This is a genomic window from Pseudonocardia terrae (genome assembly GCF_021343995.1).
Lineage (GTDB): Bacteria > Actinomycetota > Actinomycetes > Mycobacteriales > Pseudonocardiaceae > Pseudonocardia > Pseudonocardia terrae.
Genome location: NZ_JAJTTE010000015.1, coordinates 126,691 through 138,893 on the forward strand (window position 1 = coordinate 126,691; position 12,203 = coordinate 138,893).

Here is a 12,203-nt window from a genome sequence, read left to right on the forward strand (position 1 = left end):
CTACCGCGCGAGGCCCCGCAGTTGGCGGGAGACGACGGAGAGCGTGGCCAGGTCGAGCTGCTCGGCCCCCGCGATCTCCTGCAGCGCCGACCGCGCCCGGACCAGCCGCGACGCGTTCGCCCGCTCCCACTGGGCGATCGTCTCGGGCACCGGGGTGCCCGGCGCGGCCTCGCGCAGCGCGTCGAGGGTGATGGAGCGCAACGAGCCGTAGAGGTCGTCGCGCAGCGCCAGCCGGGCGAGCTGGTGCCAGCGGTCCCCGCGCGGCAGTGCGCTGACCGAGGTCAGCGCCACGTCGACGCCGAGGTGGTCGCTGAGCGCGAAGTACGTGCGGGCGACCTCCTCCGGGTCCCGCGGTTCGCCGTCACGCTCGGACAGCTCGATCAGCTCGACGACGTCGAGCAGCCCGAAGCCGTGCACCGCCGTCGCCGCACGACGGGCCAGCCGGTCGGGCACGCCCTCGTCGAGCAACGCCGCGGTCCGGGTCTGCACGACCTCCTTCTCCCGGCCCGCGAGCAGGTCCGGGAGCCGGCGCCACAACGTGCGCACCTGGCCTGCGAAGCGGGCGGCCTCGGCCCCGACCGCCAGGGGCTGGGGACGGTTGGTGAGGAACCAGCGGGAGGCGCGGTCGAGCAGCCGGCGGGACTCCAGGACCAACCGGTCGGCGACCTCGACGGGCAGGCCGGCCTCGCGGATCTGCCGCCAGTGCGCCCGCAGCGCGTACACGCCGGTGACGACGGCGTAGGCGCGCACCGCGTCCGACGGCCCGGCGGCGGTCTCCTCGTTGATCCGGAAGGCGAAGGTGATCCCGGCGCCGTCGACCATCTCGTTGACCAGCAGCGTGCCGAGGATCTCGCGGTGCAGCGGGTGGCGGCGGATCGCCTCGGGGAAACGCTCGCGCAGCGGGTGCGGGAAGTACTCCGGCAGCCGTGGCGCGAACGCGGCCCCTTCGAGCAGGTCGCTGTCGAGCAGCCGCCGGGTGAGGTCGAGCTTGACGTGCGCGAGCAGCGTCGACAGCTCCGGGCCGGTCAGGCCGTCCCCCGACCGTTCGAGCGCCTGGAACCCGGCCGGCGTCGGCAGGACCTCCAGGGCCCGGTCCAGCCCGGTGCGCTCCTCGAGGTCCGCCACGACCCGGGCGTGCACGTTGGCCATCTCGCCGGAGTGCGACCGCGAGACGCCGAGCACCGCGTTCTGGTCGGTGTTGTCGGAGAGGACGAGGGAGGCGACCTCGTCGGTCATCTCGGCGAGCAGCGCGTTGCGGCCCGGGCGGTCCAGCTCGCCGACCGTGACCAGCCGGTCCAGCAGGATCTTGATGTTGACCTCGTGGTCGGAGCAGTCCACGCCGGCCGAGTTGTCGATCGCGTCGGTGTTGACCCGGCCGCCGCCGCGGGCGTACTCGATCCGCCCGCGCTGGGTCAGCCCGAGGTTCCCGCCCTCGCCGACGACCTTGACCCGCAGCTCCCGGCCGTCGACGCGGATGGCGTCGTTGGCCTTGTCCCCGGCGTCGGCGTGCGCCTCGGTGGAGGCCTTGACGTAGGTGCCGATGCCGCCGTTCCACAGCAGGTCGGCCGGGGCGAGCAGGATCGCCCGGATCAGCTCCGGCGGGCTCAGCTTCACCACGTGGTCGCCCAGCCCCAGGGCCGCGCGCACCTCCGGGCCGACCGGCACCGCCTTCGCCGTGCGCGGCCAGACGCCGCCACCGGGGCTGATCGCCTCCCGGTCGTAGTCGTCCCAGGAGGAGCGGGGCAGGGCGAACAGCCGGCTGCGCTCGGCGAACCCGCGGGCCGCGTCCGGGGTCGGGTCGACGAAGACGTGCCGGTGGTCGAACGCCGCGACCAGCCGGATGTGCTCGGACAGCAGCATCCCGTTGCCGAACACGTCCCCGGACATGTCCCCGACGCCGACCACGGTGAAGTCCTGGCTCTGGGTGTCGATCCCGAGCTCGGAGAAGTGCCGCTTGACGCTCTCCCACGCCCCGCGGGCGGTGATGCCCATGGCCTTGTGGTCGTAGCCCACCGAGCCGCCCGAGGCGAACGCGTCGCCGAGCCAGAACCCGTAGCCCTCCGCCACCTCGTTGGCGACGTCGGAGAACCGCGCCGTGCCCTTGTCCGCGGCCACGACCAGGTAGGAGTCGTCGCCGTCGTGGCGTACGACGTCCGGTGGCGGCACGGTCTCGCCCCGCACGAGGTTGTCGGTGAGGTCGAGCAGCCCGGAGACGAAGATCCGGTAGCAGGCCTCGACCTCGGCCGGGTCCGGCCGCGCCGCGCGCACCACGAACCCGCCCTTCGCGCCGACCGGCACGATCACGGCGTTCTTCACCATCTGCGCCTTGACCAGGCCCAGGATCTCGGTGCGGAAGTCCTGCGGGCGGTCCGACCAGCGCAGGCCGCCGCGGGCGACCGGCCCGAAGCGCAGGTGCACGCCCTCCGTCCGCGGCGAGTACACGAAGATCTCGAACCGCGGCCGGGGCGCCGGCATGTCCGGCACCGCGGCCGGGTCGATCTTGAACGAGGTGAACGCGCGGTTCCGGAACCAGTTCGTGCGCAGCGTCGCGACGATCATCGCCAGGAAGCCGCGCAGGATGCGGTCCGCGTCCAGGCCGGTCACCTGGTCGATCAGCGCGGTGACCTCGGTCAACGCCTCCTCGGTGGCCTTCGACCGGTTCTCCTCGGCCGGGTCGAAACGCGCCCGGAACAGCTTCACCAGCCCGCGTGCGACGGCGGGCTGCGCCAGCAGCGTGTTCGCCATGTACTGCACCCCGAAGGTGCTGCCGACCTGCCGGGAGTAGCGGGCGTAGGAGCGCAGCAGCGCCGCCTCACGCCAGTGCAGGCCCGCGTGCAGCACGAGCGCGGAGAACCGGTCGGCCTCTGCGTCGCCGCCCCAGGTCGCGCGGAACGCCGCGCAGAAGTCGCGGTCCAGCTCGGCCTCGTCCCGCCCGGCGAGGGCGGTGTCGGCCGGGTCGTCGGCGGTGTCGAGGCGCAGGCCGAAGTCGTAGAGCCAGCAGCGCCGGCCGTCGGGCCGGACGAACTCGGACGGGTGCTCCTCGACGACCTCGACGCCCAGGTGCTGCAGCACGGGCAGGATCCGGGTCAGCGACACCGGCTCGTCGAGGTAGATCGCCAGCCGGCGCTCCCCGTCCTCGTGGTGCAGCCGGACGTCGAACCCGCCCTCGGGCAGCGCGAGGATCCGCTTCAGGTCCTCCACGGCGCGGTCCGGCGCGGTGCCCGCCTTGTACGAGTCCGGGACGCCGGCGAGCAGGCCGGGGACCGTCGCTGCGCCGGCGCCGAGGCGGTCGACGAGCCGGTCGTCCCAGGTCCGGACGGCCTCGGTGAGGGCGTCGGTCAGCTCCTGCGCCTCCGGGTCGACCGGCGGCGCCGCGGGGTCGGTCTGCACCATGAAGTGCACGCGCGCGTACGGCGCCTCCGTGACGCGTGCGGTGTAGTCGACCGTGCTGCCGTGCAGCCGGTCGCGCAGCACGTCGGCCATCGCCAGCCGGCTCGTCGTGGTGTAGCGGTCGCGCGGCACGTAGACCAGGCACGAGACGAACCGGTGGTGCGGGTCGCGGCGCAGGAACACCCGCACCGCGCGGCGCGCGGCCAGACCGAGGACGCCGATCGCGACGTCGTGCAGGTACTCCGTGGTCGCGCTGAACAGCTCCTCGCGCGGCAGACCGGAGATCACCTCGAGCATCTGCTGCCCGGAGTACGACTCCAGCGGGAACCCCGCCCGCCGGATCGCCCGGCGCACCCGGCGCGCGACGACCGGGATGTCCAGCACGCTCTCGTACATCCCCGGGACCGTGAGCATCCCGAGGAAGCGGTGCTCCCCGGTGGGCGCGCCGTGCTGGTCGAAGGTGCGCAGACCCACGTAGTACGGGTGGGCGGGGCGCAGCACCCGGCTGCGCATTCCGGCGCGGGTGAGGATCAGCAGCTCCTCGGCCCGGTCCACCCCGCCGCCGTCGGGGACGAAGGCGCCGTCGTCGAGCGTGTCGCGGCGCAGGACGCCCAGGCCCGACGCGAGCTCGGGCCGCAGCCGCTCGCCGTCGATCCGGTAGTGGCGGTAGCCGAGGAAGGTGAAGTGTCCGTCGGCCAGCCAGCGGAGGAACTGGGCGGTCTCGTGCCGCTCGGAGCCGCGGTCGGTGCGGACGCCGCGGGGCACCAGCTCGTCGGCGAGCAGCTCGTCGGCGAGGGTGCGGATGCGGTGTTCCATCCGGTCGCCGTCCTCGACGATCTCGCGGACGTCGTGCAGCGTGTCGCGCAGCTCCTCGGTGAGGAGGTCGGGATCCACCGCGATGTTGAGGTCCAGGCGGATCCAGGACTCGGCGAACGTGCCGGGGGGCGGGTCCGCGGGATCGGCGTCGGGCAGGACCTCCTGCAGCTGCCCGGCCACGTCGCGTCGGACGACCACGATCGGGTGCAGCAGTCGCCGCACCTCCGCCCCGGCCCGGGACACCGCCGCGAGGGTCGAGCCGACGAGGTAGGGCATGTCGTCGGTGACGATCCGGACGGCCGTCCCGTCGACCCGGACCAGCGGCTCGCCCACCAGGCGGCGCTCGGCCAGGGCGCGCTGCTCCGTCGCGACCGCGTCCAGCGGCGGCAGCTCCGGGCCGTCGGTGTGGGCGGGCGCCCCGTCCGCGGGCGCGTGCCGCGCATAGAGGGCGGTCAGGCCGTCCGGCTCGGCGGCCGGCTCCGCGGCGGTGGTGTGCTCACGGGTCCGGCTCATTCTCGGCGACTCCGGGTCTTGCGAGGGTTGCTCGGGGCGGGTCCACACTAGCCCCCGATCGGCTGACCGCGGCGGCGACCCGAACGCGCTCCGGTCACTCTGGATGAGCGGCTGATCGCGGCGGGTGAAACCCGCGTCGGTGGGCCGGGGGACCCCGACAGCGCGCGCTCGAGGTAGGCGGAGCACCGCGAGCCGCTCGGATCCGACGCCCTGCGCCACCGCTCCGTGGACATCGAGCCGGCCGGCGGACTGCAAGGCGCCTACCGACTCCGGCGCACTCGGCGCAACCGCCGCGCCGCCGACAGCTCGACCAGCGCCGGGCTGGTGGCAGCCCGTTCACGCCGGCAAGTCCTCAGAGCGACGGGTCTCGGGCTCTGGCGACCCACCGGAAGATCGCGGGTCACCGAAGCTGGCGAGCCGCCGGAGCTGGCGACCGCCGGTCCCGGCCGGCGATCAGGGCCGGCGACTCGTCAGAGGCCGCGGTAGGCCGCCATGGCACCGGCGAGGAGGTCACCGAGCCCCAGACCGTCGGTGGGGCTCTCCTTCCCGGCCGGTCCGTCCGGCTCGGTCCCGTCGCCGTTCTCGGTCGAGGTATCGGCCTGCGCGTCCGTCTCGCTCCTCGCGGTGCCGGACTCCGGGCCGCCACCGGCCGCGCCGGTGCGGCCGGCCCCAGATCCCTGCCGGCCGGTATCGGCCCTGCCGTCGTGGCGATCCTCGAGCTGCAGTGTGGGGGCGTCCATCCCGGAGGTGGTCGAGGCGGGGGCCGCCCGGCCGGAGGGCACCTCGGCTCGGTCGCCCTCGTCGTCCGAGGCGCCGGTGGTCTCCGAGCTGCTGGACCCCGCCGCTCGCCGATGCCGACGACCACCGCTCCCCGGGCGGACCGCCAGGTCCTCGAGCCGGAAGGGGCCGGCACTCGTGCGCCCGCGCGTCGACCCGGCGGCGACCGGCGGCGACGGCTCGATGTCCTGGATGAGCTGGACGCCGGTGGCGCCGTCCGTCCCGTGCACGGTGCCGCGCAGCCGCGCGCCGCGCAGCCCGGCACCGCCGTCGACGCTGGCCGCCAGGTCCCGCATCACGGGATGCAGCCACGCAGCGGTCTCGCTCCGGTCCCGCCCCGGCAGGTCGACACGCACGGTGCTCGGGTCCTCGGTGCGGACGCGCCCCCGGCTCGGCAGGTGCACGCGCATCCGGTCCGTGAGCCGTCGCAGGGCGCGCTCGGCGTCCGGCGACCCGATCCGCCGATCCCCGTCCACGAAATCGAGCACCACGGACGTGCCGAGGCCCTCGTTGGTCCCGGTGCCGGCGTCCTCGTCGCCTCCGGCGGGTCTCGCCGAGTCGCTCGGGGCGACGGGAAGCGCGCCCGACAAGGCGTCGGGCTTGCCCCAGACCCGGTCCAGCTCCGCGATCGCCGAGCGCAACCAGTCGTCCGCCGCCTGCGCCGCCGCCGACGGCTCGACCTCGGTCGATGCCGGCCCAATCGATGCCGGCCCAACTGATGCCGGCCCAACCGATGCCGGCCCAACCGATGCCGGCCCGGTCGACCGCGCCGGCTCCTCGGCCTGCGACGGCTGCCCACCGCCCGAGCGGTCCCTGTCACGAGGAGGTGTTCCGACGCCCTGTGCTCCGTGTGCCACCTCAGGTCCCGACGCCTCGGGACGCGCGGGCTCGTCCGAGCGCCTCCGCCCGCCACGCTGCGGCGAACCGTTCGCCTGCCCGGACTCGTCGATGCTGCTCAGAGCGTCGGCGCCGCTCGATTCGCGCACGCGGCCCGAACCGTTCGCGCGGCCCAGCGCGTCGACGCCGCCCGGGTTGGCTACACCGCCCGAACGACCCCCGCTGTCCGCCTCCCCGGCACGATCCGGCGACCCCGGACGCTCGGCCTCGCCGCTCCGCCCGGCCTCGTCGATCCAGCCGACCCGGCCGCCACGCCCCGCCTCGCCGCCATGCTCGGCCTCGCCGATCCGGCCCGCCTCGCCGATCCGGCCCTCCTCGCCGATCCGGCCCACCTCGCCGCCACGCCCCGGCTCCCCGTTCGGCTCCGTCGGCTCCGTGCGGTCGGTCTGTGCCTCGGCGGCCTCCCGGGCCCGACGCCGGGCGGCGCGGCCTCCGCCCTCGGCCGAGGCGAGGAGGTCCGCAACCCGGCGTGCAGCCGAGCCTCCCTCGGTGAGCCGGTCGGCCGAACGACGCGACCGGGACCGCTTCCCGCCCGTCGTCCCGGCGCCCTGGTCGTCGCCCTCCGCGGGGTTACCCGCTCGGGCAGAGGCCTCGACCGTCCCCTCGTCGCCCCGCGCCCGGGTCCGCGCGCCGCCGGGGGCGCTCTCGCGAGCGCGCCGCGCAGCACGCCCGAGCGCGGCCTCGGCCTCGGCCTCGGCTTCGGCCTCGAGCCGGTTGTCGGTCTGAACGCCGTTCGCGTACCAGATCTCGTCGGCGGAGAGCTCCGCGCCCCCGCCACTACGAGGTCCGGCGAGGGCGTCGCCGTCGGGCCCGGCAGTGCTGCGATCGCTCCGCGGCGCCGACCGGCCCGCGCCAGTGCCGTCCTCGCCGACCTGGCCGCGACGACCAGCGACGTCGTCGCCGGTCTGTCCGACAACCGCGCCGTCTCGGAGACCCGGAACGCCGCCGACGCGGTCGTCGCGCCTGCGGGCACGTCGACCGGCCGCGATCCCCGCATCGGGCTCGTCCGGCGCAGTCCGCCCGAGGGCGTCACCCGGTCGCGGCTCGTCCGACTCGCCGCTGCGATGGCGCCGTCCGCCGACGACGCCCGGCAGGTCGTCACCCGGGCGAAGGCGCGACCAGGAATGCGGCCGATCGTCGTCGCTCCAGCGGCCCGAGGCCCGCAGCTCGGAGATCAGTGCGTCCCCGAGAAGGGCCCCGTGGGTGCCGGTCGATCGATCGGTGTCGTCGATCGGGACCGCGGTCGCCATGGTCCGCTGCCGCGGCTTCGGCGGTGTCTCCTGCGTACTCCCGGGTCCGACCGTGGCATCACTCGACGCCTCCGACGGCTCGGCAGCGGGCGAAGCGCTATCGAGCAGCTCCCTCCACTCCCTGGGGCCCCGGCCCTTTCCGGACGCCGTCCCGGCGGCGCGACCGTTCGTCCCCGACTCTGCCTTGCTCCGGCGACCCGACTTCGGCGCAGCGTCGTCCGCGGCACCGTCTCGTGCGCTGAGCGGACCGGGCGCGTCGACGCCGCGCCCGGCGCCGGTCGTGGTGGACGCGTCGGCAGCGCCGCGCCGACCGCGGTGGGCAGTGTCGTTGCCGCTGACGCCGTCGTTCCCGATGACGCTGTCGTTCCCGATGACGCTGTCGTTCCCGATGACGCTGTCGTTCCCGATGACGCTGTCGTTCCCGATGACGCCGAGGATCGCCCCGGCGTCGGTGTCGTCCTTCCGCCGTCGACCCGCCGTCATCCCCGGCTCACCCGCCGTCGTCCCCGGCTCGTCGGCGGTCTCGTCCACTGCACGGCGACGCCGACCGCCGCTCGCACTCACGTCGCCGCCGGTCTCCCGACGCCGACCCGCAGGCCCACGATCGGTCGGCCGGTCGGCGACCGTGCCGCTCCAGGACGCGGGCACGATCCCCGCGTCGAGGCCTCCCAGCAAAGCGTCGATCGCGCTGGTCGCTCCTGCGACTCGCGCAGCCCCACCGGTCGAGGGCGCTGCGGTCGGTGTCGCGGGCGTTCCGTTCCGTGTCTCGCGGTCCGAGTCCGTCCGACCGGGGGCACGGCCCGAGGACGTCTCCTGCGTCCTGCCGCCGGCGTCTGCCGCACCAACCCGCGCGTTCCCGGGCGTCGCCCCGACGCTCGTCCCAGCGGTTCGGTTCTCGCCGGCTCCGGCTGAGGCGGCGTCGCCGACCAGCCGATCCACGGCGGCCGAGACCAGCTCGCGGAATCGCCGCCCACGCTCCGCGTCGCGGTGCTCCGCCTCGAGCCCGGCGCGGGTCGCGGCCAGGGCGGCGTCCAGGCGGCCCTGCTTCTCCGCGAGGTCGCCGAGTGCGACGCGACACGCACCTTCGAGGCCGGGGCTGTCCACCGCAGCGGCGTACTCGGCCGCTTCGGACAGCGCTCGCTCGGCGGCGGCCCCGTGCTCGGCCGTCGCCTGCGCGACGACGAGCCGCAGCTGCGCGGCCTGTCGGGTGGCCTTCGGGCCCGCCCGCCCCGCGACGGCGTCGGCGACGGCCCGCGCCTCGCTCCGCCGATCGGCCTCGAGCAGCGCACCGAGGCGCTGTGCGACGAGCGCGTCGACCAGATGGGGGGACGCCGGACCAGGCTCGGTGCCGTCGCCGGCGCCCAGCGCCTGCAGACCCTCGCGAGCGGCGGCGACCGCGTCGTCCGTGCGTCCGGCCTCCCGCGCGACCGACGCCCGGGCAAGCGCCACGGCCGCGATGGCGGGACCGGGCAGCAGCCGTGCCTCCGCCCGGGCGGACTCGAGGATGCCGCGCGCCTCCGCCGGCGCGTCGCCGCCCGCGCATCGTGCAAGGACCAGCCGCGCGTCGAACCGGACCTCGGGCGACTCGTCGGCCCGCGCCAGGGCCACCTCCGCGAGCCGCCGGGCGTACGCGACGTCGCCGTTGTCCCGGCAGGCCGACGCGACCTCGACCAGCAGTCGCAGCCCCGCCGGGCCGGCGAGCCCGATCGGGTCGGCGTCCGCCGCGTCCAGTGCCGCGAGGGCCTCGATGGCCGCCGACCGGCCGTCGCCCACCGCGGCGATCCCGTGCACCCGCCACCCGAGGGCGGTGAGCCACAAGGTCGGGTCGCCGGGCCACGCCGCGTCGGCGACGTGCCCGGCGAGTTCGGCCGTGAGATCCGGCCTGCTCCACCGCAGCGACGCGGCAACACCGATCGTCGCTGCCCCGGAGATCTGGTCCCCGTCGTGCCGGACCGTTTCGGACATGCACCCTCCCGTGCACCCCGACTCCGGGGTCGCTCCCGCTGCCGCTCCGTGACCTCAGGCCACCGGAGAGTGATAGCTCTCAGTCACGGGTCAGCTTACGGTGCGTCACACGGTGCGGTCGCGCGGCATCCGCTCCGAGACGCTCGACCTTGTTCTTCTCGTACGCCTCGAAGTTGCCCTCGAACCAGAACCAGCTGGCCGGGTTCTCCTCGGTGCCCTCCCACGCGAGGATGTGGGTCACGACGCGGTCCAGGAACCATCGGTCGTGGGAGATCACCACGGCGCAGCCCGGGAACTGCTCCAACGCGTTCTCCAGCGACCCCAGGGTCTCGACGTCCAGGTCGTTCGTCGGCTCGTCGAGCAGGATGAGGTTGCCGCCCTGCTTGAGCGTGAGGGCCAGGTTCAGCCGGTTCCGCTCACCGCCGGACAACACGCCCGCCGGCTTCTGCTGGTCCGGCCCCTTGAACCCGAACGCCGCGACGTAGGCCCGCGACGGCATCTCCGTCTGCCCGACGTGGATGTAGTCGAGCCCGTCGGACACGACCTCCCACACGTTCTTCTTCGGGTCGATGCCGGCGCGGTTCTGGTCGACGTACGACAGCTTCACCGTGTCGCCGACCTTCACCTCGCCCGAGTCCGGCTTCTCCAGGCCGACGATCGTCTTGAACAGCGTGGTCTTCCCGACCCCGTTCGGTCCGATCACGCCGACGATGCCGTTGCGGGGCAGCGAGAAGGACAGGTCCTTGATGAGCTGCCGCCCGTCGAAGCCCTTGTCCAGGTGCGAGACCTCGACCACCGAGTTGCCCAGGCGCGGGCCCGGCGGGATCTGGATCTCCTCGAAGTCCAGCTTGCGGTGCCGATCCGCCTCGGCCGCCATCTCCTCGTAGCGGTCGAGTCGCGAGCGGCTCTTCGCCTGGCGCGCCTTCGGGTTGGAGCGGACCCAGGCCAGCTCCTCCTTGAGGCGCCGCTGCAGCTTCGCGTCCTTCTTGCCCTGGACGGCGAGGCGCTCGGCCTTCTTCTCCAGGTAGGTGGAGTAGTTGCCCTCGTAGGGGAAGGTGCGGCCGCGGTCCAGCTCGAGGATCCACTGCGCCACGTTGTCGAGGAAGTACCGGTCGTGGGTGACGGCCAGGACCGCGCCCGGATAGGAGCTGAGGAACTGCTCCAGCCACAGCACGCTCTCGGCGTCGAGGTGGTTGGTCGGCTCGTCGAGCAGCAGGAGGTCCGGCTTCGAAAGCAGGAGCTTGCACAGCGCCACCCGGCGCCGCTCACCACCGGAGAGGTGCCCGACCTCGGCGTCCGGGGGCGGGCACCGCAGCGCGTCCATCGCCTGCTCCAGCTGGGAGTCGAGCTCCCAGGCGTCGGCGTGGTCGAGCTCCTCCTGGAGGGTGCCCATCTCCTCCATCAGCGCGTCCGAGTAGTCCGTCGCCATCTGCTCGGCGATCTGGTTGTACCGGTCGAGCTTCTGCTTGATCTCGCCGACGCCCTCCTCCACGTTCCCGAGGACGGTCTTCTCCTCGTTCAGCGGGGGCTCCTGCTGAAGGATGCCGACCGTCGCCCCGGGCGTCAGGAACGCCTCGCCGTTGTTGGGCTGGTCCAGCCCCGCCATGATCCGCAGCACGCTCGACTTGCCGGCGCCGTTGGGTCCCACGACACCGATCTTGGCCCCCGGGTAGAAGCTGATCGAGGCGTTGTCGAGGATGACCTTGTCGCCGTGCGCCTTGCGCACGTTCTTCATGGTGTAGATGAACTCCGCCACGCCTCGATGGTAGTTCCGCCCTCGTCACCCCCTCGCGGCCGGTACGGCGTCGACCACCGGCTCGACCCGCTCGTCGTCCGGCGCGGGTCGCGGACCGACGGTCACGCCGTCCGGGAGGCCACTCCCGTTCCCTGCCGCCGGCATCCCCGCCTCCTCCACGAGGCTCCCGTCGGCGGTCCTCCGCACCCTCGTGACGACAGCCATCGTCGTGTTCAGATCGGGGCCGACGGCATCGGCCACCAGCGTCACCGTGGTGCGGGTCCGCCCCTCCTGCTCGTAGTCCCGGACGTAGAGCCGGCCGTGCGCGATCACCGGGTCGCCCTTCGCGAAAGAGCCCTGGACGTTGCGCCCCAGGTGCCGACGCCAGATGTCGACCGAGACGTAGGAGGTCGACGACTCCTTCCACTGCCCCGTCGTGCGGTCCATGTAGCCGTGGTTGCAGGCCATCCTGAAGGAGACGACCTCGCGGCCGCCGCCCAGGTCGCGTGTGACGGGCGCGTTCGTCAGCCGGCCCACCACGGTCGTCAGGATCTCGGTCATCGCTCTCGCTCCTCGTGTCGATCGATCCGGTGCACCAAGCATGCGGTGAGAACGGACCCTCGACGGAACGATTGCCGATCCTGTGGACACGTGCACCGAGGTGGGGACGAGTCGGCGGAAGTGCGGCCGGCAAACGCACGACTTGTCGGGGGTCGGTGGTAGGGGCGCTTCTCGCCCCTTCTAGGACGTGTCCGAGAACGCGAGAAGGGCCCCGGAACACGGTTCCGGGGCCCTTCTGCGATGTTTGATGTCGGCGGCGACCTACTCTCCCACACCCTGGCGAGTGCAGTACCATCGGC

4 protein-coding genes are annotated in these 12,203 nt (G+C 74.0%); all 4 read right to left on the reverse strand.

Features of this window, described 5'->3' with window-relative positions:
* The gene (locus LWC33_RS12750) at window positions 1-4,719 is read right to left on the reverse strand and encodes an NAD-glutamate dehydrogenase (RefSeq protein ID WP_233304532.1); all 4,719 of its coding nucleotides are present in this window, start codon (window positions 4,717-4,719) and stop codon (window positions 1-3) included.
* Between the two features lie 470 nt (window positions 4,720-5,189).
* Entirely contained in the window at window positions 5,190-9,608 is a 4,419-nt protein-coding gene (locus LWC33_RS12755; protein ID WP_233304533.1) for a hypothetical protein, read from the reverse strand.
* A gap of 79 nt (window positions 9,609-9,687) precedes the next feature.
* Window positions 9,688-11,364 carry an energy-dependent translational throttle protein EttA gene (gene ettA, locus LWC33_RS12760; protein ID WP_233304535.1) on the reverse strand — a complete coding sequence of 559 codons (1,677 nt, stop codon included), beginning with the start codon at window positions 11,362-11,364 and terminating at the stop codon, window positions 9,688-9,690.
* Between the two features lie 24 nt (window positions 11,365-11,388).
* Window positions 11,389-11,904, reverse strand: coding sequence for a single-stranded DNA-binding protein (locus LWC33_RS12765; protein ID WP_233304537.1), 516 nt, complete (start codon window positions 11,902-11,904; stop codon window positions 11,389-11,391).
* Between the last annotated feature and the right edge of the window lie 299 nt (window positions 11,905-12,203).

Bases quoted from the DNA above. Each gene is read 5' to 3' on its own strand.
- LWC33_RS12755 (WP_233304533.1), bottom strand. From the start codon at position 9,608: ATGTCCGAAACGGTCCGGCACGACGGGGACCAGATCTCCGGGGCAGCG.
- LWC33_RS12750 (WP_233304532.1), bottom strand. From the start codon at position 4,719: ATGAGCCGGACCCGTGAGCACACCACCGCCGCGGAGCCGGCCGCCGAG.
- LWC33_RS12765 (WP_233304537.1), bottom strand. From the start codon at position 11,904: ATGACCGAGATCCTGACGACCGTGGTGGGCCGGCTGACGAACGCGCCC.